At 65.7% G+C, this 25,610-nt stretch carries 24 protein-coding genes; 17 read left to right on the top strand and 7 right to left on the bottom strand.

Features of this window, described 5'->3' with window-relative positions; all coding sequences use genetic code 11:
- The first annotated feature begins 197 nt into the window (after nucleotides 1–197).
- Complete coding sequence (locus tag ABIE08_RS21210; RefSeq protein WP_354553860.1) at nucleotides 198–1,331, top strand: ribonucleotide-diphosphate reductase subunit beta; 1,134 nt, start codon at nucleotides 198–200, stop codon at nucleotides 1,329–1,331.
- A 253-nt stretch (nucleotides 1,332–1,584) separates the two neighbouring features.
- On the opposite strand, the gene ABIE08_RS21205 is transcribed toward ABIE08_RS21210, so the two are convergent.
- The gene (locus tag ABIE08_RS21205; RefSeq protein WP_354553859.1) at nucleotides 1,585–1,971 is read right to left on the bottom strand and encodes a winged helix-turn-helix transcriptional regulator; all 387 of its coding nucleotides are present in this window, start codon (nucleotides 1,969–1,971) and stop codon (nucleotides 1,585–1,587) included.
- Nucleotides 1,972–2,098: 127 nt separating this feature from the next.
- On the opposite strand from ABIE08_RS21205, the gene ABIE08_RS21200 reads away from it, so the two are divergent.
- Nucleotides 2,099–2,938 carry an SDR family oxidoreductase gene (locus ABIE08_RS21200; RefSeq protein ID WP_354553858.1) on the top strand — a complete coding sequence of 280 codons (840 nt, stop codon included), beginning with the start codon at nucleotides 2,099–2,101 and terminating at the stop codon, nucleotides 2,936–2,938.
- A 37-nt stretch (nucleotides 2,939–2,975) separates the two neighbouring features.
- Here the strand turns inward: ABIE08_RS21200 and ABIE08_RS21195 are convergent, their stop codons facing one another.
- Entirely contained in the window at nucleotides 2,976–3,728 is a 753-nt protein-coding gene (locus ABIE08_RS21195) for a FadR/GntR family transcriptional regulator (RefSeq protein WP_354553856.1), read from the bottom strand.
- 191 nt (nucleotides 3,729–3,919) lie between these two features.
- Between ABIE08_RS21195 and ABIE08_RS21190 the strand changes: the two genes are divergently transcribed.
- The 5 genes from ABIE08_RS21190 (at nucleotide 3,920) to ABIE08_RS21170 (ending at nucleotide 9,417) form a co-directional block, all read left to right on the top strand.
- The gene (locus ABIE08_RS21190) at nucleotides 3,920–4,903 is read left to right on the top strand and encodes an arabinose ABC transporter substrate-binding protein (protein ID WP_354553855.1); all 984 of its coding nucleotides are present in this window, start codon (nucleotides 3,920–3,922) and stop codon (nucleotides 4,901–4,903) included.
- 72 nt (nucleotides 4,904–4,975) lie between these two features.
- Nucleotides 4,976–6,496: an L-arabinose ABC transporter ATP-binding protein AraG gene (gene araG, locus ABIE08_RS21185; RefSeq protein WP_354553854.1), complete on the top strand. Its 1,521-nt coding sequence runs from the start codon at nucleotides 4,976–4,978 to the stop codon at nucleotides 6,494–6,496.
- The gene (gene araH, locus ABIE08_RS21180) at nucleotides 6,496–7,446 is read left to right on the top strand and encodes an L-arabinose ABC transporter permease AraH (protein WP_354553852.1); all 951 of its coding nucleotides are present in this window, start codon (nucleotides 6,496–6,498) and stop codon (nucleotides 7,444–7,446) included. Before araG ends, araH begins: the two co-directional genes overlap by 1 nt.
- A 10-nt stretch (nucleotides 7,447–7,456) precedes the next feature.
- Nucleotides 7,457–8,632 carry an enolase C-terminal domain-like protein gene (locus ABIE08_RS21175; RefSeq protein WP_354553851.1) on the top strand — a complete coding sequence of 392 codons (1,176 nt, stop codon included), beginning with the start codon at nucleotides 7,457–7,459 and terminating at the stop codon, nucleotides 8,630–8,632.
- Between the two features lie 8 nt (nucleotides 8,633–8,640).
- On the top strand, nucleotides 8,641–9,417 hold the full coding sequence (locus ABIE08_RS21170) for an SDR family oxidoreductase (protein ID WP_354553850.1): 777 nt from the start codon (nucleotides 8,641–8,643) through the stop codon (nucleotides 9,415–9,417).
- 63 nt (nucleotides 9,418–9,480) lie between these two features.
- Here ABIE08_RS21170 and ABIE08_RS21165 read toward each other — a convergent pair whose 3' ends face one another.
- From ABIE08_RS21165 to ABIE08_RS21155, 3 genes are all read right to left on the bottom strand, one after another.
- The gene (locus tag ABIE08_RS21165; protein ID WP_354553848.1) at nucleotides 9,481–10,107 is read right to left on the bottom strand and encodes a hypothetical protein; all 627 of its coding nucleotides are present in this window, start codon (nucleotides 10,105–10,107) and stop codon (nucleotides 9,481–9,483) included.
- Between the two features lie 166 nt (nucleotides 10,108–10,273).
- Nucleotides 10,274–11,758 carry a diguanylate cyclase domain-containing protein gene (locus ABIE08_RS21160; protein ID WP_436409592.1) on the bottom strand — a complete coding sequence of 495 codons (1,485 nt, stop codon included), beginning with the start codon at nucleotides 11,756–11,758 and terminating at the stop codon, nucleotides 10,274–10,276.
- A gap of 157 nt (nucleotides 11,759–11,915) precedes the next feature.
- Nucleotides 11,916–12,389 (bottom strand): DUF992 domain-containing protein, encoded by a 474-nt coding sequence (locus ABIE08_RS21155; RefSeq protein ID WP_354553846.1) that lies wholly within the window; start codon nucleotides 12,387–12,389, stop codon nucleotides 11,916–11,918.
- Nucleotides 12,390–12,546: 157 nt separating this feature from the next.
- Here ABIE08_RS21155 and ABIE08_RS21150 point away from each other — a divergent pair, with 157 nt between their 5' ends.
- The 6 genes from ABIE08_RS21150 to ABIE08_RS21125 all read left to right on the top strand — a co-directional run bounded on the left by ABIE08_RS21150 (nucleotide 12,547) and on the right by ABIE08_RS21125 (nucleotide 18,453).
- Complete coding sequence (locus ABIE08_RS21150; RefSeq protein ID WP_266331473.1) at nucleotides 12,547–12,963, top strand: DUF3830 family protein; 417 nt, start codon at nucleotides 12,547–12,549, stop codon at nucleotides 12,961–12,963.
- A 374-nt stretch (nucleotides 12,964–13,337) separates the two neighbouring features.
- The gene (locus ABIE08_RS21145) at nucleotides 13,338–14,573 is read left to right on the top strand and encodes an ROK family transcriptional regulator (protein WP_354554222.1); all 1,236 of its coding nucleotides are present in this window, start codon (nucleotides 13,338–13,340) and stop codon (nucleotides 14,571–14,573) included.
- The gene (locus ABIE08_RS21140; protein ID WP_354553844.1) at nucleotides 14,570–15,373 is read left to right on the top strand and encodes an ATP-binding cassette domain-containing protein; all 804 of its coding nucleotides are present in this window, start codon (nucleotides 14,570–14,572) and stop codon (nucleotides 15,371–15,373) included. The genes ABIE08_RS21145 and ABIE08_RS21140 overlap by 4 nt, the downstream gene beginning before the upstream one ends.
- 58 nt (nucleotides 15,374–15,431) lie before the next feature.
- Nucleotides 15,432–16,478 (top strand): sugar ABC transporter substrate-binding protein, encoded by a 1,047-nt coding sequence (locus tag ABIE08_RS21135; RefSeq protein WP_354553843.1) that lies wholly within the window; start codon nucleotides 15,432–15,434, stop codon nucleotides 16,476–16,478.
- Between the two features lie 185 nt (nucleotides 16,479–16,663).
- Complete coding sequence (locus tag ABIE08_RS21130) at nucleotides 16,664–17,662, top strand: ABC transporter permease (protein WP_354553842.1); 999 nt, start codon at nucleotides 16,664–16,666, stop codon at nucleotides 17,660–17,662.
- A complete protein-coding gene (locus tag ABIE08_RS21125) occupies nucleotides 17,662–18,453 on the top strand; it encodes an SDR family NAD(P)-dependent oxidoreductase (protein ID WP_354553840.1) in 792 nt (263 codons plus the stop codon). Before ABIE08_RS21130 ends, ABIE08_RS21125 begins: the two co-directional genes overlap by 1 nt.
- Before the next feature lie 314 nt (nucleotides 18,454–18,767).
- Here ABIE08_RS21125 and ABIE08_RS21120 read toward each other — a convergent pair whose 3' ends face one another.
- Together ABIE08_RS21120 and ABIE08_RS21115 are read right to left on the bottom strand one after the other, a co-directional pair.
- Complete coding sequence (locus tag ABIE08_RS21120) at nucleotides 18,768–19,421, bottom strand: alpha/beta hydrolase (protein WP_354553839.1); 654 nt, start codon at nucleotides 19,419–19,421, stop codon at nucleotides 18,768–18,770.
- A 76-nt stretch (nucleotides 19,422–19,497) separates the two neighbouring features.
- Complete coding sequence (locus tag ABIE08_RS21115; protein WP_354553838.1) at nucleotides 19,498–20,448, bottom strand: ring-cleaving dioxygenase; 951 nt, start codon at nucleotides 20,446–20,448, stop codon at nucleotides 19,498–19,500.
- Between the two features lie 450 nt (nucleotides 20,449–20,898).
- Here ABIE08_RS21115 and ABIE08_RS21110 point away from each other — a divergent pair, with 450 nt between their 5' ends.
- From ABIE08_RS21110 to ABIE08_RS21095, 4 genes are all read left to right on the top strand, one after another.
- Entirely contained in the window at nucleotides 20,899–21,975 is a 1,077-nt protein-coding gene (locus ABIE08_RS21110) for a sugar ABC transporter substrate-binding protein (RefSeq protein ID WP_354554221.1), read from the top strand.
- A 75-nt stretch (nucleotides 21,976–22,050) separates the two neighbouring features.
- On the top strand, nucleotides 22,051–23,577 hold the full coding sequence (locus ABIE08_RS21105; protein WP_354553837.1) for a sugar ABC transporter ATP-binding protein: 1,527 nt from the start codon (nucleotides 22,051–22,053) through the stop codon (nucleotides 23,575–23,577).
- A complete protein-coding gene (locus ABIE08_RS21100; protein WP_354553835.1) occupies nucleotides 23,574–24,554 on the top strand; it encodes an ABC transporter permease in 981 nt (326 codons plus the stop codon). Before ABIE08_RS21105 ends, ABIE08_RS21100 begins: the two co-directional genes overlap by 4 nt.
- Nucleotides 24,551–25,543 (top strand): ABC transporter permease, encoded by a 993-nt coding sequence (locus tag ABIE08_RS21095; RefSeq protein WP_354553834.1) that lies wholly within the window; start codon nucleotides 24,551–24,553, stop codon nucleotides 25,541–25,543. The genes ABIE08_RS21100 and ABIE08_RS21095 overlap by 4 nt, the downstream gene beginning before the upstream one ends.
- Nucleotides 25,544–25,610: the final 67 nt, after the last annotated feature.

Here is a 25,610-nt window from a genome sequence, read left to right as displayed (position 1 = left end):
ACGGGCAGGCGAGCCTCCGGCCCGCCCCCTCTACCGCTCGCGGGAGAGGGCTGGGGTGAGGGGCTTTCCAGCCCTTCCGGAGATGCCTCAACCCCTCACCCGCCGGCTTCGCCGTCGACCTCTCCCTCAGGGAGAGGTGAAACAAGACCTCTCGGCCGCGCTTCATGCTGCGCCATCAAAATTCCAAGGAGTTGACCATGCTCGATTGGTCCGAACCCAAATCCGCTCCCGCCCCGGGCGCGCCTTTCGCGGCAGCGGGGCAGGGTGAACCGATCGCCGATGCCACCGGCCTCGGCGCCATCGACCGCGCCGGCGGCCGGGTCTCCGTCGACGACAAGGCGATGATCAATTGCCGCGCCGACGTGAACCAGCTGCTGCCGCTGAAATATCGCTGGGCCTGGGAAAAATACCTCGCCGGCTGCAATAATCACTGGATGCCGACCGAGGTCTCGATGCAGGCCGACATCGCGCTCTGGAAGTCGAAGGACGGGCTGACCGAGGACGAGCGCCGCGCCATCAAGCGCAATCTCGGCTTCTTCGCCGCCTCAGAATCCCTCGTTGCCAACAACATCGTGCTGGCGATCTATCGCCACCTGACCAATCCGGAATGCCGGCAGTACCTGCTGCGCCAGGCTTTTGAAGAGGCGGTGCACACGCACACCTTCCAGTACATCGTCGAAAGCCTCGGCCTCGACGAGGGCGAACTGTTCAACATGTACCGGGAAGTGCCGTCGATCACCGACAAGGCGGCCTGGGCGCTGAAGCACACCCAGCATCTCGACGATCCCGACTTCAAGACCGGCACGCCCGAGACCGACCAGGCCTTCCTGCGCGATCTCGTCGCCTTCTATGTCATCTTCGAGGGCATGTGGTTCTACACCGGCTTCGCGCAGATCCTGTCGCTCGGCCGCCGCAACAAGATGGTCGGCATCGCCGAGCAGTACCAGTACATCCTGCGCGACGAGAGCATCCACCTGAACTTCGGCATCGACGTCATCAACCAGATCAAGGCGGAAAATCCGCATCTCTGGACGGCTTCGTTCCAGGACGAGCTGCGTTCGATGATCCGCGAGGCGGCGGAGCTGGAGGCGTCCTATGGCCGCGATACCATGCCGCGCGGCTTCCTCGGCCTGAATGCGGCGCTGTGCGAGAGCTACATGCACTTCATCGCCAACCGCCGCTGCGCCCAGCTCGGCCTCGCGCCGGTGTTCCCGGAGACCGAGAATCCGTTCCCCTGGATGTCGGAAGCGATGGATCTCAAGAAGGAGAAGAACTTCTTCGAGACCCGCGTCATCGAATACCAGAACGGCGGCGCGCTTGCCTGGGATTGAGACTGGCCGGATGCTTGAACCTCCCCTTGAGGGAGGGTCAAGACCGCCCTAGGCGGTCTTGGGGAGGGGGCACTCCTGCGCCTCCGCCGTTTCTCGGCTGCGAGACACCTCCCTCATCATGCTGAGGAGGCCCGAAGGGCCGTCTCGAAGCACGCAGGTAGGCTGCGCAATCGATCTGCATCCTCGACCGTGCGTCCTTCGAGGCCCGAGCTGCGCTCGGGCACCTCAGGATGATGGCAATCGAGCGCGGCAGTCAGCGCAGCTCCACCGCCGCGTCATAGGTCTTCTGCGCCGTCAGAACGGCGTCCATGTTGCGCTCGGCCCAATGGGCCAGCGTTGCGACCGTCTCGGTCAGCGTCCGGCCGAGCGGCGTCAGCGCATATTCGACCGTCACCGGCACGGTGGCGAAGACGGTGCGCGAGACTAGCCCGTCTCGCTCCAGCTTCTTGAGCGTCTGCGACAGCACCTTCTGCGAGATGCCCTTGATGTCGCGCCGGATGTGGTTGAAGCGCACCGGCTCGCCCTGCAGCCGGTCGAGGATCAGCAGCGCCCATTTGTCGGCGATCCGGTCCAGCACCAGCCGCGTGGGGCAGCGGTCTTCATAGACGTCATAGGCGCGCTGCAGAATCGACGTTTCCATTGCGTTCTCCTGCCCCGGTATCCCCGAGGAAACCATGTGAGCCAAAAGTGCTCTCTTTTGCCCCGTCTCGATCGGCAGTATGTAGCAAATCGAAACAAGGTTTCCAAATGAAACTAGGATGGAAGAGATGACGAACAAGATCCTCGTGCTTGGCGCCACCGGCAATGTCGGCACGCCGCTGGTCAAGGCGCTGTTGGCCAAGGGCGAGGCGGTCAAGGCCGCGTCGCGTTCCGGCAAGCCGGTCGAGGACGCCGAGGGCGTTGCCTTCGATTATGCCGATCCCGCCAGCGTCACAGCGGCTTTCGAGGGCGTCGACCGCCTCTATCTGATGCTGCCGGCCGGCTATGTCGCGGCGAAGGAAATGTTGCTGCCAGTCGTCGAGGCCGCAGTCGCGCGCAACGTCAAGATCGTGTTCCAGAGCGTCTTCGGCGTCGAGGCCGACGATTCCATTCCCTATCGCCAGGTTGAGATCGCCATCGAGAAATCCGGCGTGCCCTATGTGATCCTGCGGCCGAACTGGTTCGCCGACAATTTCCATACCTACTGGAAGGCCGGCCTCGACCATGGCGTGATCGCGGTGCCGGCCGCGGATGGCAAGTCGAGCTTCATCGACGTGCGCGACATCGCGGCCAGTGCGGCGGCGGCCCTGACCACCGATCGCTTCGACGGCCGCGCCTTCAACCTGACCGGCCCCGAGGCGCTGGGTTATGCCGATGCAGCCGAGATCCTGTCCGACGTGGTCGGCAAGCCGGTCGTCTACACGCCGGTCGAGGATGACGCCTTCATCGCCTTGCTGACCGGCGCCGGCGTGCCGGCTGATTATGCCGGCCTGCTCACCTCGATCTTCTATCCGGTGCGCCAGGGCTGGACGGCTGCCCCGACGGGCGATGTCGAGACGCTGACCGGCAGGGCGCCGCGTTCAGTCGCGACCTACGCGGCCGACAACGCCGCCGCCCTGACGGCCTGACCGATCGAAAGCGGGCCGGCAGCCTGGCTGCCGGCCATCAGCTCTCCGCCGCCGCGGCGGCGCGGAGATCGCGTTCGGCAAGATCGAGGATGGCGTTGACGGCCTGGCGGGCTCCCGGCTCGTCGCGAAGGCGCAGCGCCTCGACCAGCCAGTGATGCACGCGAAGCGCCTCCTCGTGGTTGGCGACCGAGCGATTGGACGCGCCGAGCGCACGCTGCATCGCGGCGTGGATCAGGCCCGAAAACTGCGCGAAGACGCGGTTGTGGCTCGCCTTCAGCAGCACGGTGTGGAATGCCACATCTGCTTCCGTGAAGGCCTCGTCGTCGACCGCGCCGGCCATGCGCTGCCAGGCGTGGTCGAGATCGGCGATCTCCTGCGTGGTGGCGCGGGTCGCGGCCAGGGCCGCGGCCGCCGGCTCGATGGCGCGCCGCGCCTCCAGGATCGACATCAGCAGCGCCGGATCCAGAAATCCCGTCCCCATCCAGTCGACGATGTCGGGATCGAGGAGGTTCCAGTCCTCCTTGTCGCGCACCGTGGTGCCGACGCGCGGACGGCCGCGCACCAGCCCCTTCGATTCCAGCACCTTCAACGCCTCGCGGATCACTGTCCGGCTGACGCCGAATTCGGCGCAGAGGTCGTTTTCGCGCGGCAGATTGCTGTGGGGCGGAAAGCGGCCGGAGGCGATGGCGCGCGCCAGCGTCGCGATGATCTCCTTCTGCACGCGCGGCTTGGCGCGGCGGACAAGCGTGTCGGCACCCGTCTCGGCGGTGGTCTCGGCTGGGCTCGTCATCGGACTCGGTTCGGGTGTCGTCATTCTGGGATCGGCTCCCTGCCAATCCCACGCGGCTGTCACGGGATCAAGGGCGGATCCCGCGCTTATATAATCATACAACAGAAGTTGACGGGTATGATGATTCGAAATATGGATTCTCACCCCCGCTCGGAGAGGCGGAGGAACGAATTCTCGTGGGAGAGAGAACAATGCGCCTTTGGAAGAGTGCCATCATGGCTGGTGCAGCCGTGATGATCGCCCTGTCGTCGGCCTACGCCGCCGACGTCAAGATCGGCTTCATCGTCAAGCAGCCGGAAGAGCCCTGGTTCCAGGACGAATGGAAGTTCGCCGAGGTCGCGGCCAAGGAGAAGGGCTTCACCCTCGTCAAGATCGGCGCCGAGGACGGCGAGAAGCTGCAGTCGGCGATCGACAATCTGGGCGCCCAGGGCGCGCAGGGCTTTATCGTCTGCACCCCGGACGTCAAGCTCGGCCCGGGCATCGTCGCCAAGGCCGAGGCAAATGGCCTGAAGGTCATGACCGTCGACGACCGTCTGGTCGATGCCGATGGCAAGCCGCTCGAAGCCGTGCCGCATATGGGCATCTCGGCCACCAAGATCGGTGAGGCCGTTGGCGAGGCGATCGCGGCCGAGATCAAGAAGCGCGGCTGGGACCCGAAGACGGTGGGCGCGATCCGCGTCTCCTATGACCAGCTGCCGACCGCCGTCGACCGCGTCGATGGCGCGATCGCTGCCCTGAAGGCTGCCGGCTTCCCGGCCGAGAACATCTTCGATGCGCCGCAGGCCAAGACCGATACGGAAGCGGCGCTGAACGCCGCCACCGTCGTGCTCAACAAGCATGCCGACATCAAGAACTGGGTCGCCTTCGGCCTCAACGACGAAGCCGTGCTCGGCGCCGTCCGCGCGACCGAAAGCGTCGGCATCCCGGCCGCCAATGTCATCGGCGTCGGCATCGGCGGCGCCGAATCCGCGATCAACGAGTTCAAGAAGGCCGACGCCACCGGCTTCGTCGGCACCGTCATCATCTCGCCGAAGCGTCACGGCTACGAGACGGCGCTGAACATGTATGACTGGATCGCCAACGACAAGGCGCCGCCGGCATTGACGCTCACCGCCGGCCAACTCGCTCTTCGCGACAATTACGAAGCCGTCCGCAAGGATCTCGGCATCGAGTAGTCACGCGGCCTCGGATATCCCGGCGGCGGATCCGTTCCGCCGCCGGTTCTCGTTTGCGGGGAGGGTCGGGACATGACGCACTTTCTAGAATTCTCCAATATCACCAAGGGATACCCGGGCGTTCAGGCGCTTTCGGACATCTCCTTCGGCATCGGCAAGGGCCGGGTTCACGGCCTGATGGGCGAGAACGGCGCCGGCAAGTCGACCCTGATCAAGATCCTCTCCGGCGATACGCGCGCCGATACCGGCGAAATCCGGATCGAGGGCGCCGCCCAGAATTTCCATTCGACCCGCGACGCCTTCGCGGCCCGCGTGACCGTCGTGCACCAGGAATTGCAGCTCGTGCCCGGCCTGACGGTTGCCGAGAACCTGCGCCTCGGCCATTTCCCGGCCAGGGCCGGCATCATCAGCTTCCGCGAGCTGGTCGAGGATGTCGGCAGCAAGCTCCGGGATATCGGCATCGACGTCGACCCGCGCACCAAGGTCGCGGCACTCTCGATCGGCGAGCGGCAGATGATCGAGATCGCCAAGGCGGTGATGCAGGATGCCCGTGTAATCGCGCTGGACGAGCCGACCTCGTCGCTCTCCTCGCGCGAAAGCGAGATCCTGTTCAAGCTGATCGACCGGCTGCGCGAGCAGGGCAAGGTCATCCTCTACATCTCGCACCGGCTCGACGAGATCTTCCGCCTCTGCGACGGCTGCACCGTGCTGCGCGATGGCCGGCTTGCCGCCCATCACGCGACGATGGAAGGCGTGACGCGCGACCAGATCGTGTCCGAGATGGTCGGCCGCGAGATCAGCGACATCTGGGGCTGGCGCGGACGCGCCATCGGCGAGGTCCGCCTCAAGGTCGCCGGGCTTTCCGGCACCCGCCTGCCGAAGCCGGTCAGCTTCGAGGCGCGCTCCGGCGAAATCCTCGGCTTTTTCGGCCTGGTCGGCGCCGGCCGCAGCGAGTTGATGCGCCTCGTCTATGGCGCCGATTCCCGCGGTGCCGGCAGCGTCTCGATCGACGGCAGGCCGGTCGCAGCCAGTGACCCCCGGCAGTCGATCCGCGCCGGCCTGGTGCTCTGCCCGGAGGATCGCAAGTTCGACGGCATCGTTCAGGGCCGCTCGGTTTCCGACAACATCTCGATCTCGGCGCGGCGGCACTTCTCGCCCTTCGGCATCCTCGACCTTGGCAAGGAAGCGGCGCTGGCGGATGGCTTCATCAAGAGCCTGCGCATCCGCACCCCGTCGCGCAAGCAGGACATCGTCAACCTGTCCGGCGGCAACCAGCAGAAGGTGATCCTCGCCCGCTGGCTGGCGGAGGAGAACGTCAAGGTGCTGATCGTCGACGAACCGACGCGCGGCATCGACGTCGGTGCCAAGGCGGAGATCTACGACCTGCTCTATTCGCTGGCCGAAAAGGGTCTCGCCATCGTCGTCGTGTCGAGCGAGTTGCCGGAGGTGATGGGCATTTCCGATCGCGTCGCCGTCATGTGCGGCGGCAGCATCGCCGCCACCTTCGATCGTCCCGAATTCAACGAACGCGCCATTCTCGCGGCCGCGCTGCCGGACCGCTCTGCCGCCGAACCCATCCAGAAGGTTTCCTGATGACCGGTTCCCTGAAACGCATCCTGCTCGGCGAGCAGGGCCTCGTCGTGATCTTCGCCATCGCCTTCGCGGTGGTGTCGCTGACGGTCCCGAACTTCCTGACCGAGCGCAACATGCTCGGCCTGCTGCAGTCGGTCGTCACCATCGGTATCGTCGCCTGCACGATGATGTTCTGCCTGGCCTCGCGCGACTTCGACCTTTCGGTCGGCTCGATCGTCGCCTTTTCCGGCATGGTCGCCGTCATGGCCTCGAACGCCACCGGCTCGATCCCGCTCGGCCTGCTGATCGCCGTTGGCTTCGGCACCTTTGTCGGCTTCGTCAACGGCGTCGTCATCGCCAAGCTGAAGATCAATGCGCTGATCACGACGCTCGCCACCATGCAGATCGTGCGTGGCCTGGCGCTGATCTCCTCGGATGGCCGCGCCGTCGGCATCAACGACGCGTCGTTCTACCAGCTCGCTTTGTCGAAGTTCCTGGGCGTGCCGACGCCGATCTGGGTGATGGTCGCGCTGTTCGTCATCTTCGGCTTCGTGCTGAACCGCACCGTCTTCGGCCGCAACACGCTGGCGATCGGCGGCAATCCCGAGGCCTCGCGGCTGGCCGGCGTCAATGTCGACTGGATGCGGATCTGGATCTTCACGCTGCAGGGTCTGGTCTGCGCCATTGCCGGCATCCTGCTCGCCTCGCGCATCACCTCGGGCCAGCCCAATGCGGCGACCGGGCTGGAGCTTTCGGTCATCTCGGCCTGCGTGCTCGGCGGCGTGTCGCTCGCCGGCGGCCGCGCGGCGATCACCGGCGTCATCGTCGGCGTGCTCATCCTGGGCATTGCCGAGAACGTCATGAACCTGCTCAACATCCAGGCCTTCTATCAGTATGTCGTGCGCGGCCTGATCCTGTTGCTCGCGGTTCTTCTCGACAATCTGCGCTCCCGTTCCCTCGGCCGGCGCTAGGACCTCATCCATGAAGATCACTAGGATTGAGACGCATGTCGTCAATGCGGAGATGCGGAACTGGGTGTTCGTCCGCGTCCTGACCGACCAGCCGGGCCTCTATGGCTGGGGCGAGGCGACGCTGGAATGGAAGGCGCGCGCCATTGTCGGCGCCATCGCCGACCTCGAGCCGATCCTGCTCGGGCTCGACCCGCGCGATATCGAGCACGCCGTCCGCGCGATGAAGAAGCATGGCTTCTGGCAGCCGCTCGGCGTCATCGGCATGACGGCGCTGTCCGGCATCGAGATGGCCCTTTGGGACATTCTCGGTAAGTCGCTCGGCGTGCCCGTCTGGCGCCTGTTCGGCGGCAAGGTGCGCGACCGCGTGCCGATCTACACCCATCTCGGCCTCGGCCAGATGGATGCCGTCTATCATTCGATGGACGCCTCCTCGCTGGTTGAGCGCGGCCTCGCCGTGAAGGAGCAGGGCTACAAGGCGATGAAGGTCGTGAACGTGCCCTATACCCACTACACGGCGACCCCTTCGGCGATCGACGATTTCGTTCGGAGTATGGGCGCGCTGCGCGAGGCGGTCGGGCCGGAGATCGAACTGATGGTCGATTTCCACGGCCGCTGCGCCTCGGCCGGCGCAGCGCTTTCCTATCTGCGGGCGCTGGAACCGTTCGGCGTCATGTTCGCCGAGGAGCCGATCCCGCCCGGCGACGTCGCCTCGATGAAGGTGATCGCCGATGCCTCGCCGGTGCCGATTGCGCATGGCGAGCGTCTGACGAGCGCGGCCGAATTCGCGCCCTATATCGAGGCGCGGACCATGACCGTCGCCCAGCCGGACCTTTGCCATTGCGGCGGCTTCAGCGAGGCGCGGCGGATCGCGGCGCTGGCCGAGGTGGCCGGCATCGGCCTCGCCCCGCACAATCCGCTCGGGCCGATCGCCGGCGTCGCGGCGCTGCATTTCGATATCGCCACGCCCAATTTCATCATCCAGGAAGAGATGACCGGCGCGGTGCCGTGGTATTTCGAGGTAGTGCAGGGACCGATCGAGCGCGTCGACGGCGCGTGGCAGATCCCGCATGCGCCGGGTCTCGGCGTCGAGGTCGACCTGGCGGTCGCCGCGAAGCATCCCTGGAAGCAGGAGCCGTTTCCGACACGCGAGGCCGTTCTGCCCGACGGCACCATCGTCGACTGGTAGGACCCAAAATGACCGCACGCCTGGAAAACAAGATCGCCATCGTCACCGGGGCGGCGCGCGGCATCGGCGCGGCCATCGCCCGCCAGTTCGCCGCCGAGGGGGCCTCGCTGGGGCTGGTCGACATCGACGCGCCGGCGCTCGCCGCCTTCGCGGCCGAGATGACAGAAGCCGGCGCCACCGTGGTGACGGCGGAGGCGAATATCGGCGTGCGCGCCTCGGTCGAGGCCGCCGTCGAGACCGTGCTGGCGCGCTATGGCAGGGTCGACGTGCTGGTCAACAATGCCGGCATCAATGTCTTCGCCGATCCGATGGAACTGACCGACGAAGCGTGGCAGCGCTGCATGGCGGTCAATCTTGAGGGCGCGTGGCACATGATCCGCGCCGTGCTGCCCGGCATGCTGGAGGCGGGGCAGGGCTCGATCGTCAACATCGCCTCGACCCACGCCTTCGCGATCATCCCCGGCACCTTCCCCTATCCGGTGGCGAAGCATGGCCTGCTCGGCCTGACCCGTTCTCTCGCCGTCGACTATGCGCCGCAGGGCATCCGCATCAACGCGATCGCGCCGGGCTATATCGAGACGGACAAGGTCAAGGACTGGTTGGCCGAATTCCCCGATCCGGCCGCGGCCCGCAGCCGGATCGAAGGGCTGATCCCCGTCCGTCGTATCGGCACGCCGCAGCAGGTGGCGTTCGCCGCCGTCTATCTCGCGAGCGACGAATCCGCGTTCAGCACCGGCTCGGTGCTGACGATGGATGGCGGCCGGTCGGTTGTCTATCACGACTGAATCAAACGGCCGGCGATGCGCTGCATGGCCGGCCGTTGGTCGAAATTGAGGGCGGAGCGGCCGTTACAGCTTCAGCAGCGGGTCCGGGTTCGCGTCCTTGAACGGCACTTCGTCGATACCCCAGTTGCGGTGCACGACATGGATATGGGCGTCGCGGCCGCCATTTTGGGTCAGGATCTCGAGGATCTTCGCATCGTCCTTGGTGTCCGGTGCATGCACCCAGAGCAGCAGGCCGCCATTGGCGAGCTGCTGCTGAATGGCGTCGGCATGCTTGCGGCCGAAGATGCGCGACAGCATGAAGCCGACCGATCCGGTCGCGGCGGCGCCGCCGATCGTGACCGCCAGCGTCGGGATCAGTGCCAGGCCGACCGTGCCGGCGACGAGCGCCGCACCGAGGCCGGTGACGAGGGCCGGGCCGCCGGTCAGGGCGGCAAGGCCCTCGACGCGGGAATCCGGGGTCACGTAAGCCGCACGGGCGGCGTCGTCCTTGTCTTCGAGCGCGGTGGTGGGATTGGATGCGGAGAGCTTCTCGGACGGCGCGAGGACGCTGAGGTCCTTCTGGCGGAGGCCAAATTGCATCAAGGCATCGACGGCCGCGTTCAGGGCCTTCTCGCTGTCGAAGACAGCGACGGCCTCACGCTCCTGGTAGCCGATTTCGCCGTCGGTGGTGTCGTTGCCAGGCTGGGTCATCTTGCTTTCCTCCATTCGCGCCGGCGTTCCGTGACGCCATCAGCCGGTTGCATTGCTGCATCCTACACCAGCATCTTATAGGCACGGATCATCGCGGCGCTGCAGCAGAAGCCCCGGCGCGGCGTTCTGTCCACAGTGGACTGAGGCCAAACGGCCCCGCCCGACGTCAGGATTGCTGGCCGGCTTCGGCGAGTGCCGCCTCGCGACGGCTTTCCAGCGGCGTCAGGCCGTAGTAGCGGTGCTTTTCCTCATACATGCGCGCGTCGGCGCGCTTGACCACATCCTCCAGCGACTCGCCGGGAGCACTGGTCGCCGCGCCGAGCGACAGGCTCAGCGCGCTGCCGGAATAATACTGGTTGTTGAGGTCGACGAGGCGGCGGATGTCCTCGATCGTCTTCTCCGCCCCGGCTTCGTCCGTGCCCGGCAGCAGGATGGCGAATTCGTCGCCGCCGATACGGGCTGAATGCGCCGGCGTCGTCACCAGCTTGCCCAGCACTTCGCCGGCGCGGCGCAGCAATTCGTCGCCTGCCGCGTGGCCCCACTGGTCGTTAGCGGCCTTCAGCCCGTTCAGGTCGGCGACGATGATCGAGATCGGCGTCGGGCCGTTGCGGCGCAGCCGGTTCAGCTCGTCGACGAAGAAGGAGCGGTTGTAGAGCTTGGTCAGGACATCATGCTTGCCGAGGAATTCCAGATAGGCCTCGGCCGCCTTGCGGGCTGTGATGTCGGTCAGCGCGACCTGGACCAGCGACCAGTCATGCTCGTGGCCGGGCAGGACGGAGAATTGCAGGTGCAGATGCAGTTCGCGACCGTCCAGCGCGTAATTCACCACCTCGCGCTGCTGGAGCAGCTTGCCGTCCCAGAGATCGACCAGCTGTTCGCGGAACGGGCGGTTCATGCCGTCGCGGAAGACGTCGCCGAGATGCATCAGCAGGGTGGGGAGGTCGGCGGCGCCGAACAGCTCCAGCGTATGGCGGTTGACGTCGATGACGCGGATCTCGCTCATGCAGCGGGTGACGAATTCCGGATGCACATCGGTGAAGACGCGGAAATCGATGATGCCCTTCAGCCGGATCTCGTCGATCAGCCGCTTGACGCTGGAGAAATCCTCGACCCAGAGCGAGACCGGCGAATGGTGGAACAGGCCGCGCGCATATTCCTCGCTCGTGGCCAGGCCGCGGCGTGCGGTCTCGCGCTCGGTCACATCCTCGATGGCGACCAGCACGCGCTCCCAACTCGTCTCGAAGCCGGGCACGAGCGTGCCCTTGAGCTGGATGTCGAGGCGCCTGCCGCCCAGCGTGTAGTTGACGGTGTGGCTGGTGAATTCGGTCTGGCCATTCCAGAGCTGCACGAGTTCGTCGATATGGGCGTGCAGCATGTCGTCGCGAAACACGCGGTCGAGATTGTCGACGAGATGACCGAGGCTGTCGGCCTCAAACAGCGACAGCGTCTTCCGGTTGACCCGGAGGACGCGCAGGCGGCTGGAGCAGGTCTTCACGCGGGAAAGGTCGTCGCGCAGATAAGCGCTAAGATCGGTGACGCCGGCCTCCCGCCACTCGACGAACAGTGCCTTGAGTCCGCTGTAGTCTTCTTCCCACAGCGAAACCGGCGCGATGTCGAACATCTTGCCGTCCGTGCTCGGCTCACACTGCATTGGATCAACCCGGTTCGTTATGACGGGTCAATCCAACGCAACCCTCTGGTTGACCCAGCCCAGAGTAGCAAGCAGGGTCACCGTACGGCATATTTGGTTGCCATAGCCTAAATGTTTCGTCCGCCCGCCGTGCGACCCGGTGTCGCCCGCGGTCCGCCTAGCGCCCGGCTCGCGACAAGGTCACCGATCCGATGCCGGCCGCGAGATTGAGACCCTTCTGTCCCGAGATGGAGAGCGGCTGCAGCGAGACGGAGTTGTTGCCGCCGCCGACCAGCACATTGGCGCCGAGACCGACCCCTGCGGTCGCCTCGGCGGTTGCGCCGGCATAGGTGCCGGTCAGGTCGCCATGTCGCCTGGACGGCTCCATCACGGCCCAGACGATCTGGCCGCCGGTCGTCATGCCGACATCGAGGCCAATCTTGTTGATCTTGCCGGTGTAGCGTTCGGCGCCTTGCTTGGAGTTGAAGGTGCAATCGAGCTTCTTGCTCGATCCGACGATGAAACCCATGCCCTGCGCCACCTTGCACACCAGCGTGCCGGTCCGGGTCGCGGCGGAAGCAGCACCCGGCATGGCGGCGGATATGGCGATCAGCGTTGAAGCTGCAATGACAATCTTGAGGGAAGCGGACATGTCGAACCTCGTGCTAGGTGACAGGTCACGGAAAACGAGAGGCCGGGATGATTGTTCCCGTCTCTCGAACCGGTTGCGGGTCGCGGCCCATCACGTCAGGGTGAGGGCACGGCGACCGCCAAGATTGCATCGAGCGTAGCGAGAAAGACGAGATCGAATGACCAAGCTGAAAATCACCGCAGGCCCGTTCACCTTCTACGGCAAGCTCGAGGAAGAACTGGCGCCGAAGACCTGCGCCGTGTTCAAGACGCTGCTGCCCTATCGCGAGAAGATCATCCATGTTCGCTGGAGCGGCGAGGGCTGCTGGATCCCGCTGGGCGATCTCGATCTCGGCCTCGGCTTCGAGAACAACACCAGCCACCCGGCTCCCGGCGAGTTCATCCTCTATCCCGGCGGCATCAGCGAGACGGAAATCCTGCTCGCCTATGGCGGCGTCGACTTCTCCTCCAAGGTCGGCCAGCTCTCGGGCAACCACTTCCTGACGATCACGGAAGGCCGCGAGAACCTGGTAGCGCTCGGCAAGCTGACGCTCTGGAAGGGCGCGCAGGACATCGTGTTCGAACTGGCCGACTAGGCCGGCCGCGCGCCGTCTCGTCCCAACGACGGACATTCGCCCCGGTGCCTTGCGCGCCGGGGCTTTTTTGTGCGCGGGCGGCCTTGCATCCACAGCACATGCACAAGGTTTCCAGCGCAAAACCACAGCCTCGGCGGGGACTTTTCCACAAGGCCCTCACAGATTTTCCCAAACGTTATCCCCGCCTTCTGCACAGGCTTTTCCGCGCTCTTTGCACCGGCTTTGCACAGCTTGCGAACACGCTTTTGCACCGGTTGCCCGCCACTTGTGCACGGGCCTGGATGCCGCTCCCGGACCGTTTCCGCCTAATCTAGAAATCCATTTGACTTAATAAATGGCTCGCCTAACGTAGAGGCATAAGGATGGGAGCGACGATGGCGCTGCGCGGTACGAACCAGGAGTTTGGGCGACCCTATAACCGGCGGATCGTGCTCGAGACGATCCGGCTGGAAGCGCCCATTGCTCGTGGCGAGATCGCCCGCAAGGTCGGCCTCACCGTCCAGACGGTTTCCACCATCATCCGCGAGCTGGAGCTGCAGGGCTTCGTCATGGGCTCGCGCGAGGCGCCGAAGGGCAGGGGGCTGCCGCGCACCAATCTGACGCTCAATCCGGAAGGCGGCTTTGCCATCGGCCTGCATGTGACGCCGATCGGCGTTTCCGCCGCGCTGGTCAACCTCGCCGGCAAGATCGTCGGCACCCGCCACCATCCGATGTCCCGCGTCTCGCCGGAAGCGACCTTTCCCGTCTTCGAGGCGCTGATCGCCGAAATGAGCGCACTCCGTCCCGATGGCCGCATGCTGGGTATCGGCGTGGCGATGCCAGGTCCGAGCGACGTCGATTCCATGAGCTTCGTCGGGCCGACCACGCTGGAGGGCTGGAAGGGCATTGCGGTAGGCGAGCGTCTCGCCGAAGCCAATGTCCTGCCGGTTTTCGCCGGTGCGGAACTGGGCGCGGTGGCGCTGGGCGAGCGGCTCTATGGCGCCGGCCGCGACTTCCGCGCGTTCTATTACATCTATTTCGGCGTCGGCCTCGGCGGCGCCGCCACCGTGCAGGACGGCACGGTGCTGCGTGGCGTCTATGGCAATGCCGGCGAGATCGGCCATCTTCCTTTGGTGCCGGGCGGCGACCCGTGCCCCTGCGGCAATCGCGGCTGCCTGGAGCGCTATGTCTCGCGCGACGCGCTCGACCGTCGCCTCAAGGCGGTGGATCCGACCGCCACCATTGAGACCGCGCTCACGGAGCATCCCGACGTGGTCGACGCCTGGATCGCGGAGGCCGCGCCGGTCTTGCGATCGGCCATCGCCACGATCGAGAACCTGTTCGATCCCGAGACGATCGTCATTGGCGGCCTCGCCTCCGACGCGCTGCTCGAGCGGCTGATCGAGGGAACCGAGCCGCTGATGCATTCCGTGGCCGAGCGCCGCGGCCGCACAACGCCGCGTCTCACGCTTTCCAGCAATGGGCGGGACGCGGTCCTGCGCGGCGCGGCGGCGCTGGCGATTTCCGGCGCACTGTCCCCCCGATTTGGCCTCCTCTTCGCCGGCGAAGAGGAGCGGACCGACCGCGATCCGATCATGACCGGCCCGGCAAAGAAAGAGGTAGCTGCATGACCACCGAAGCACCGCTCCTGCGGCTCGAAAACATCTCCAAGAGCTTCGGCGCCATCCAGGCGCTGCGCGACATCAGCTTTGAAATCGGTCGTGGCGAGGTCGTCGCGCTGCTCGGAGACAATGGCGCCGGCAAGTCGACGCTGGTGAAGATCATCTCCGGCGGTCTGGAGCCGAGCACCGGCAAGGTGATCTACGACGGCGCCGAGCGGCACTTCACCTCGCCCGCCGACGGCAAGGCGGCCGGCATCGAGACCGTCTACCAGGACCTGTCGCTCTGCACCAATGTCGACGTCGTGGCCAATTTCTTCATGGGCCGCGAGATCGTGAAGAAGTATTTCGGCATTCCGGTGCTGCAGGAAAAGGCGATGGAAGAGGTCGTCGCCCAGGCGATGGCCTCGGCCGGTACCAAGATCCCGTCGCTGCGCACCAATGTCGAGCATCTCTCCGGCGGCCAGCGCCAGGCGATCGAGCTCAACCGCTTCGTCCATTGGGGCGGCAAGCTGGTTCTGCTCGACGAGCCGTTCGCGGCGCTCGGCGTCGAGCAGACGCGGCGCGGCCTCGAACTGATCCGCCGCATCGCCGACCAGGGCATCGGTGTCGTCTTCATCACGCACATCATGAGCCAGGCCTTCCAGGTTGCCGACCGCATGGTCGTCATCCGCCAGGGCATGGTCGCAGGCGATGTCCGCACGACGGAAACGTCGCCGGACCAGATCGTGCATCTCATTACCGGCGAGGCATTGGGCGGCCGCGCGCGGACTGCAGACCAGACCAACGGTCAAGCCCAGCACGCGGGATAGGGCTGGCTAACAGCTCATCCGGACTTCCAGACTGAACAAGAGCGAAGGGAACAGCAATATGAAGCGATTGATGGGTGTTCTGGCGGGAGCCGTCGTGCTCGGCGCCGCAACCTTCCTGACCCCGGCCGCCTGGGCCGCCGACAAGGGCAAGATCTATTACCTCGTGCCGACCCTGCTGGACGAATTCCAGACCGGCTCGGTGACGGCGATCACCAAGTTCATGAAGGATGTCGGCTACGAGACGGTCGCGCTCAACGCCGACAACAAGACCGACGTGCAGCAGGGCCAGATGAATGACGTCATCGCGCTCAAGCCGTCGGCAATCGTGCTCGCCGCCGTCGATTTCAACGCCCTGAAGCCGCAGATCGAGGCCGCGCGCGCGGCCGGCATTCCGGTGATGGAATTCGACCGCCAGATCACCTCGACGAAAAGCGACCTGACTTCGGTCGCCGGCACGGTCGAGATCGGCCATGTCGCGGCCGGCGAGGCCGAGCGCCTGCTCAAGGAAAAGAACGGCGCGGTCAAGGGCAAGATCCTCCAGGTCCTCGGCGACCCCGGCGATCCCTACACGCTCGACATCCAGAAGGGCTTTGAAGAGAAGATGAAGGCGTTCCCGGACGTCACCATCATCTCGAAGCCGGCCATGCAGTGGGAAGCCTCGGCCGCCGGCTCGATCGTGTCGGACCAGCTTCTCGCCAATCCGGACATCGACCTGATCTTCGTTCATGCCGCGCATCTCTCGGTCGCCGCCGTCGCGTCGCTCGAAGCCGCCGGCAAGAAGCCCGGCGACGTCCTCCTGATCTCGTCGAACGGCGCGCCCGTCGGTCTCGACCTGATCCGCAAGGGCTGGCAGCAGGTTGAGGTCGAACAGCCGCTGTTCGCCCAGGCCGCAGCGCTCGCCATGTTCGCCGACAAGGTCGTCAACAAGCAGCCGATCAAGGCTGGCACCTATGACGTGCTCGGCCTGCAGGGTGTCGTGACCGAGGAAAGCTGGGGCCCGAACATCAAGATCCCGGGTGCCGCCATCACCAAGGCCAATGTCGACGATCCGAAGTTCTGGGGCAACATGAAGACCCCGGAAGCCCCGGTTAAGTCGGTCGAGTAAGCGCCGCAGGCGTTGATACGTCGTCCCGGCCAAGGGTCGGGACGACAGCCGCCGCCGTCCCCTTTCCGGCTCGTCCGGGAATGGCCAGGCCAGGCTGTCCCTGCCGGTCCCGCACCCATCCGCCTCCCCGGATGCCGCGACCGCGCGCCTTGATCCCGCTATCGCGCAACACCCGGAGCCGCTCCATGCTCTCGTCCAACCGCAGGGCCGCGATCGAGTTCGTCCTCGATCACCTCGTCTGGTTCATCCTCATCGCCGTGCTGGCGCTGTTCTCGCTGGCCATCCCGAACTATTTCCAGATCGGAATCTTCGCCAACATCGTCGAGCAGTCGACCTTCGTCGGCACGCTGGCGATCGGCCTGTCGCTGCTGATCATCGCCGGCTACATGGACCTTTCCATCGAATCCGTCATGGCGCTGGCCGCGATGGTGGTGGGCATCCTGTTCGCCAAGTCCGGCGTCGGCTTCGGCTTCACCTTTACGCCCGCCTGGCTGGTGGTGCCGATCTCGCTGGTGATCGCGCTGGGCGTAGGTGCGCTGGTCGGCGCCAGCAACGCCTTCTTCGTCGTCCGGCTAAAGATGAATTCCTTCATCGTCACGCTGGCGGCCTTCATCTGGGGCCGCGGCCTGGTCGTGGCGCTTTCGGGCGGCCGCTCGGCGCAGGAGCTGCCGTCCGAGCTGCGTTTTCTGGCGATCGAGCGCTTCCTGCAGATCCCGTTGATGGGCTGGGTCGCGATCCTCGCCACGCTGGTCTTCGCCTTCATCCTGAACCGTACGCCGTTCGGCCGCCATCTGCTGATGATCGGCGGCAACCCGACTGCGGCCTATCGCGCCGGCATCAAGGTCGACAAGCTGACCGCGATGACCTTCGTGCTGGCCGGTTCGATCGCCGGCCTGGCCGGCTGGCTGCTCGCCATCCGCACCTCGGGCGCGACCGCCAATCTCGGCGTCGGCATGCTGTTCCAGACCTTCGCGGCGGTCGTCATCGGCGGCGTCAGCCTGAAGGGCGGCGTCGGCAGCCTGCCGGGCGTGTACGCCGGCGTGCTCCTGCTCGCCTCGATCCAGACGGCCATCAACCTGATGGGCATGCCGGCGCATTTCACGCAGCTCATCCAGGGCGGCATGGTGCTGGTGGCGGTCCTTCTCGATACCTTCAAGCTCAACATCAGAAAGAGGCTCGCCTGATGAGCAATTCCCCCCAACGGCTCATTGGTCGCTCCGCGCTCGTCGTCGGCGGCGCGCGCGGCATCGGCGGCGCGATCGCCGGGCGCTTTGCCGCCGAGGGCGCGCGCATCGTGGTTGCCGACACCGAAGTCGAGGCCGGGACCGCCTTCGCCGCATCGCTTGGCGGGCCGGACAGGGCGCGCTTCGTCGAGACCGACATCTCGCAGAAGGCCGATGCCGAGCGGGCGGTCGCCGAAGCCGTCACGCATTTCGGCGGCATCGACATCGTTGTCCAGAATGCCGGCATCTATCCCTGGACGCTGATCGAGAATATCGAACCGGACGAATGGGACGCGGTGATGGGCGTCAACCTGCGCGGCACCTATCTGGTCGCCCGCGCCGCCCTGCCGGCGATGAAGGCCAAGGGCTATGGCCGGATGATCTTCACCTCATCGATCACCGGTCCGCGCGTCACCAGCCCCGGCCATGGCCACTACTCGGCCTCGAAGGCCGGCATCAACGGCTTCATCAAGGCGGCGGCGCTGGAGTTCGCCGGTTACGGCATCACGGTCAACGGCATCGAGCCGGGCAACATATTGACCGAGGGCATGAAGGCCGGCCGCAGCGCCGCCTTCATCAAGGGGATGGAGGATTCGATCCCGCTCGGCCGCCTCGGCACGCCGGACGACATCGCCAATGCGGCGCTGTTCCTGGCTTCCGATGAATCGTCCTACATCACCGGCACCACCATCGTCGTCGATGGCGGCCAGACCCTGCCGGAGAGCAAGGATTTTAGACTCGCGCCGACATAGGGGAGCGGGGCCGACTCCGTTATCTGCCCCTTCGCTTCTCTCTGAAGAGTACATCGCGAAGCACCGTTCAAACGCCGAGATGCTGGATTTTCGGCCGTCATCCCGGCGCAAGCCGGGATCCATACTCGCAGGCTTTTCGGAGAGTGGTTGCCACGGCATCCTTGGCCGGCGGTCATGGGCCCCGGCCTTCGCCGGGGCGACGCTGCCATGCTTGCCTGTGGGCATGGCCAGCCCTTGGGAATTCCGCGAAGATCTTTCCCGACAAAGGAGCACCGTGCCCTCCGCCTTGCGGAAGAGGGCACGGTGCGGTCTTGCTAGAGTGCCGAAAGCAGCGCCGTCGTCAGTTCGATCTCGTCGGCGTTCACGCCATGCGCGGAGCCGCGATAAATGCGCGTCGTCACGCTGGCGCCGGCCTTTTCGAACCGCGCCGCCGTCTCCTGCACCCGCGACAGCGGGATGTGGCCGTCGAGTTCGGCGCAGCCGAGCAGCACCGGCGTCCCGGCCAGATCATCGGCGCCGTCCCAGAGCTCGCCCGACGTGCCGATCAGCCCGCCGCTGAGGCCGACTGCGCCGCCATAGCGGCCCGGCTTGCGCGCCACCGCCTCCAGCGCCAGGCAGGCGCCCTGCGAGAAGCCGAGCAGCACGATCCGCTCGCGGGCGATGCCGGCGGCGGCGATGTCATCGACCAGGGCGTGCACGGCGCCAAGCGCCGAATCGAGCCAGGGCTGGTTGAGCGCCTTCGGCTCGATGAAGCGCTGCGGATACCAGACCGATCCGGCCGCCTGCGGCGCGAAATAGGCGATGTCGTCCTGGCCGAGATGCTCGGAGAGCCCGATGATGTCGTCGGCGCTGGCGCCCCTGCCATGGATGGTAATGACCGCGCCGCGCGCGGCCTCGATCGGTGCGCCGGCCGTCAGGATGCGCTGGCCCGAATGCGGGCCGGAGCCCCTGGTCCTGTCGATGGTCATGGTCGTCCCGTCCCCTTTCCCGTTTGGCCGGATCGCGGTCTGCCCGCGATCCGGCCTTCCTTTTGTTCCGAAGCGCCTAGAGCGGCTTCAGATTGTCTTCGATCGACTGGCGGCGTCCTTCCAGGAAGGGCGGCAGCGACAGGTGCTCGCCGAGCGTCTCCAAAGGTTCATCGGCGGTGAAGCCGGGAACGTCGGTGGCGATCTCGAACAGGACGCCGTTCGGCTCACGGAAATAGAGCGAGCGGAAGTAGTAGCGCTCGACCTCGCCACTGGAGCCGATGCGGAAATCGCGCACCCGCTCGGCCCAGAGCCGCAAACTGTCGGTGTCGGGCGTGCGGAAGGCCACATGGTGGACGCCGCCGGCGCCTTCACGGGCCGTCGGCGCATCGGGCTCGACCAGAACGTGCAGTTCGGTCTCCGGTCCGCCTTCGGCCATCTGGTACACATGCACCTGGTTGGTCGAGACGGCGCTCTGCGGATAGTCGCGCACCTTCTTCATGTGCATGACGCGGGTCAGCACCTGCTCGGTCGGGGCGAGATCCCGCACGCTGATCGAGATCGGGCCGAGGCCCAGGATCTGATGCTCGGCCGGAACCGGGCTGCGTTCCCAGGGATGTCCCTGCGTCTTGGAGCCATTGTCAACCAGCGACAGGCGCTGCCCTTCCGGATCCTCGAAGATCAGGCCCTGGCGACCGCCGAGATCGGTGACGTCGCCGGCCTTGACGCCCTGGGCGCGCAGATGATCGCGCCACCAGCCGAGGCTGTCGCCATCGACGCGGAAGCCGGTGCGGACGATCGAATGCGTGCCACGGCGGGCGGGGCCAACCGGCCAGTCGAAGAAGGTGATGTCGGAACCAGGCGTCGCGGCGCCGTCACCATAGAAGAGGTGGTAGGCGCTGGTATCGTCCTGGTTGACAGTCTTCTTGACCAGGCGCAGGCCGAGCACCTTCGTGTAAAAGGCAAGATTGCCCGGCGCATCCGCTGTAATCGCGGTGAGATGATGGAAGCCGCTGAGCTTCAGATCCATGATGAGGTCTCCCAAAGAGTTCGTTGGCAGGAAAATGGCCTTTCTGGCTCGAAACTCAACCGGCATGTCAGAATAAGGTTGTCTCCGTAGAATGGACAATCGCCATCCGATGCACGGGTACGGAGGGGGTGTTTCCGAAGGGTAAGCATCCGCCTGACGCAAAGAGACGTGCGGTCCCGGAAGTTGCCACAAAGAAGTTCTGGACGGCGCTCCCGCCAGGACGCATTTTGCGTGCAAGAAGCATCGCGTCTCGGTAAGAGGGCATCATATCTGAGATGCGGAGCGCGCGGGCTTCGATCGAAGGCAGGCCAGTCGAGACGGATGAAGGACGGGGAGAAGCGCGCCATCGGCGCGACCGTCGTCAGCCGGAAAACAAAGATACCATTGGGAGGATACGACATGATGAAGCTCATCCGGCAGCTTCTGGCGACGACGATCGCCGTGGGCGCCATGGCAACCGCCGCGCATGCGGCAGGCCCCGAAATCGTCGCGGGACCGAGCGCCGACGCCAAGTGCTTCAAGCCTTGGACGCCCGAGACCAAGTTCTTCAAATTCCCGAAGAAGGACGGCCCGTATCGCATCGCGCTGGCCAACGGCTTCATCGGCAACACCTGGCGCATCCAGATGATCCAGACCGCCAAGGCCTATGCCGAGCAGCCGGACGTCAAGGCCAAGCTCAAGGAATTCAAGGTCGTCTCGACCGGTGACGACGTCGCCGCGCAGATCGCCGCCGTCGATAACTTCATCAATTCCGGCTATGACGCGATCGTCGTCAACGCGCAGAACCCGACTTCCTTCAAACCGGTGATCAAGCGCGCCAAGGCGGCCGGCGTCGTGCTCGTCGCCTTCGACAACACGCTCGACACCGACGAGGCGATCAACGTCAACGTCAACCAGAAGGGCCTCGGTGAACTCTGGGGCCAGTGGCTGGTCGACCACCTGCCGAATGGCGGCAAGGTGCTCGAAGTGCGTGGCGTGACCGGCACATCGGTCGACCGCGACCGTCATGAAGGCGTGCAGGAAGTGCTCGGCAAGTCGGGCAAGAAGTTCGAGACGGTCGAAGTCATCGGCCGCTGGGACGATGGCACCGCGCAGAAGGTGACCGCCGACGCCGTTGCCGTGCACAAGAAGTTCGATGGCGTCACCGTCCAGGGTGGCTCGACCGGTACGGTTCGTGCGCTGATGGATGCGGGCCATGCCTTCGTGCCGGTCGGCGGCGAGACGGAGAACGGCTTCCGCAAGCTCTGCTCCGAGCATTCGGCCGATGGCCTGAAGTGCACCTCGGCCGGCAGCGGCCCGGCGCAGGTCGCCGTTGCCATCAAGACCGCCATCGCCGCGCTCGAAGGCGATGTCGTGCCGCAGTCGATCGCCCTGCCGCTCGCCATCGACCACGACCCGGACTTCAAGGACGGCGTGAACTTCTACTCCAAGGAATCCGACAACTTCTTCGTCGGCAACGCCTTCCCGGATTGCGGCATCAACTTCACCGCCCAGGAAATCATGGGTCAGACCCAAGAGAACAAGTAAGATCTCCCGAGAGATCGACCGGCGGGCCCTCGGGCCCGCCGGCTTCTTCTGTCCTCCAGTTCCGCGGGTCCATCCTTGTCCGACCGGAAGCCCTATCTCGAGCTCAAGCGGATCTCGAAGCGCTATGGCGGCGTCGCCGCGCTGACCGAGGTCGATTTTTCCGTCTATCCCGGCGAGATCCAGGCGGTGCTGGGCGAGAACGGCGCGGGCAAGTCGACGCTGATCAAGATCGCCTCCGGCGTCACCGATCCGACCGAGGGCGAAGTCTTCATTGAGGGACGGCCGGTCCGGTTCAAATCGCCGACCGAGGCGATGCGCGCCGGCGTGGTCTGCGTGTTCCAGGAATTGTCGCTGCTGCCGGAAATGACGGTCGCCGACAACCTCTCAATCGTCGATCCGCCGAAATGGCTCGGGCTGATCGACGCCAAGGGCCAGCGCGAGCGCGCCAGGGCGCTCTTGAAGCGCGTCGGCTGCGAAGACGTGCATCCGCTCGAGCTGGTGCGCGACCTGCCGCTGTCGCGCCGCCAGATGGTGGAAATCGCCAAGGCGCTCGGCCGCGATCCGCGCATCCTGATCCTCGACGAGGCCACCTCGGCATTGACCGCCGACGATGTCGAGCGGGTCTATGGCATCATTCGCGAGCTGAAGAAGTCCGGCGTCGGCATTCTCTACGTGTCGCACCGCATGCGCGAGATCGAGGCGCTGGCCGATACCGCGACCGTCTTCCGCAATGGCCGCAAGATCGAGACCTTCACCAAGGGCGCGCGCTCCGTCGACGCCATCATCGAGATGATGATCGGCCGCGAGGTGACGCACCAATATCCGCCGAAGCCGGAGCCCTCGACCGACAAACCGGTGGCGCTGGCCGCCGCCAATCTCGCCTGGGGTCGCGAGATCCAGGATGTCTCGTTCAATCTTCGCAAGGGCGAGATCGTCGGCCTGGGCGGTCTCGACGGCCAGGGCCAGCGCGAATTGCTGCTCGCTCTCTTTGGCGTGCTGAAGGGCGTTTCGGGCACCGTGGCCGTCGACGGCAAACCGATCTCGCTCGATGGCCCGCGCCAGGCGATGCATGCGCCGCTGCCGATGGCGCTGATCCCCGAGGATCGCAAGACCGAAGGCCTGATGCTGCCGATGAGCGTGCGGGACAACATGACCCTCGCCGCCCTGCCGCAGCTGCTCGGCCGTTTCGGCATCGATGCCGACAAGGAGAACGCCGCCGTCAAGGTGATGGTCGACCGGCTCCGGGTGAAGACGCCCGACCTCGAGGCGCCCGTCTCGGCGCTCTCCGGCGGCAACCAGCAGAAGGTCGTGCTGGCGAAGTGGCTGATGACTGCGCCGGGCATCATCCTGCTCAACGATCCCACGCGCGGCATCGATGTCGGCACCAAGCAGGAAATCTACCGCCTGATGCGGGAGCTTGCGAACCAGGGGGCAGCGATCCTGTTCTATTCGACCGATTATGCCGAGCTGATCGGCTGCTGCGACCGCGTGCTCGTCGTCTATGACGGCCGCATCCGGCGCGAACTGGCCGGCGAGGCGCTCAACGAGCGCAACCTGCTGCAGAGCGCCCTCAATATCGACTCGTCGGAGCAGGCAGCATGAGCAACTGGCGCTACTGGTTCGCCCACAATGCCGGGGTGCTGACGGCGGTCGTCCTGTTCGCGGCGATGTTCACGCTCTACATCTCCAATCACAGCGCCGGCCTGACGCCGGCCGTCGCCACCACGGCGGCCAACAAGGCGGTGCTGCTGGCGCTGGTTGCCATGGCGCAGACGCTGCCGGTGCTGACGCGCGGCCTCGACCTCTCGGTCGGCATGGTGTTCGTGATGGCGAACTGCATCGCCTCGGTTATCGTCGTCGGTACGGTCGGCGAGGGCCTGCTCGGCATCGTCGCCGTGCTGCTGATCGGCGCGCTGGCCGGCTTCATCAATGGCGCCATCGTCGTCTGGGGCCGGCTGCAGCCGATCATCACGACGCTCGCGACCGGCGCCGTCTATTACGGCATCTCGCTGTTCGTCCGTCCCGGTCCGGGCGGCGATGTGCAGTCCGATATCGCGGATCTCCTGACCGGCCAGGTCTTCGGCGTGGTTCCGGCGGCGCTGGTCGTGCTTGCCGTCGTCGTGCTGGTGATCTGGATCCCCTATCGCCGCTCCGTTCTCGGCCGCGCTGCCTACGCCGTCGGCTCGAACGAGCAGGCCGCCTACATGTCGGGCGTGCCGGTGCAGAAGGCGAAGCTGCTGGCCTATACGCTGGCCGGGGTCCTGGCGTCGATCGCCGGGCTGATGCTGACCTTCAACACCTATTCGGGCGAAGCCTCGGCGCCGATCGCCGGCACCTATACGCTGAACTCGATCGCCGCCGTCGTCATCGGCGGAACCTCGCTGTTCGGCGGCTGGGGCTCGGCCATCGGCTCGATCTTCGGCGCCTTCGTGCTGCGCACGATCGAGGACCTGCTGTTCGTCTTCGACCTGCCGCCGCTCTGGCAGCCGCTGTTCCAGGGCGTCGTGCTGCTCTTTGCCGTCAGCCTCGGCGCTTTCCGTATCCTGCGCGTCCGCAACCGACTGGAGCTGTTCTCGTGACCGGCGTCGACACGGGGGCCGTGAGAGGTCCGACCTTGGCCGCGCGGCTTGGCATCGATCGTTCGGTGACGATCGCTTTCGGCTGCATCCTGCTGATCCTTTGCGGCGGCGCGCTCTATTCGCGCGAATTCCTGTCGCCGGAATATCTGCTGCAGCAATTGCAGGTCGGTGCCTTCCTGGGCATCGTCGCCTCCGGCGCGATGATGGTGATCCTGCTCGGCCATATCGACCTGTCGATCCCCTGGGTGGTGACGCTCGGTGCGATGATGGCGACCGCCATGGTCGGCTGGGGCGGCCCAGCCGGCGTCTGGCTCTGCATTCCGTTCGGCGTGTTCTGCGGCGCCGTCGTGGGCGTGCTGAATGGCCTTGGCGTCGCCTATCTCCGCCTGCCGTCGATGATCTTCACGCTCGGCATGAATGCCGTGGTGCAGGGGCTGATGGTGCTGCACACGGGCGGCTTCGCGCCGCTCGACCAGGCGACGGAGGCGATGCATTTCATCGCCGTGCAGCGCAGCCTTTTCGGCATCCCGAATGCGCTGTTCGTCTGGGCGCTGGTCGGCGCCTTCGTCATCTATCTGCTGAAGCGCACCGCGTTCGGCCGCGCCGTCTATGCCGTGGGCAACCGCGAATCCGCCGCCTATCTCTCCGGCGTCAACACCAACCGCGTGCTGATCGGCTGCTTCGCCTTCTCCGGCGCGATGGCGGCCTTCGCCGGCGTGCTGCTCGCCGGCTATTCCAACAAGGCCTACCAGAACATGGGCGACGCCTACCTGCTGCCGGCGATCGCCGCGGTGGTGCTGGGCGGCACCAACATCCTGGGCGGCAAGGGCAATTATCTTGGCACCATCGCCGGCGTCATCCTGATCACCCTGCTGCAGTCGATCCTGTCGGTGATGCAGATGCCCGAGGCCGGGCGGCAGGTGATCTATGGTTGCGTCATCATCGCGATGCTGCTGATCTATGGACGAGGTGCCAAGGCCCGGAGCTGATCCACGGGCCAGCCGGCGCTGCCCGAAAGAAGCCGCGTTCCGGGCGTCGAATCCGAAATGCCGCCCG

It is taken from the genome of Kaistia defluvii, from assembly GCF_040548815.1.
Lineage (GTDB): Bacteria > Pseudomonadota > Alphaproteobacteria > Rhizobiales > Kaistiaceae > Kaistia > Kaistia defluvii_A.
Note: the sequence above shows the minus strand (reverse complement) of the source record. Positions and strands in the feature narration are given on the sequence as shown.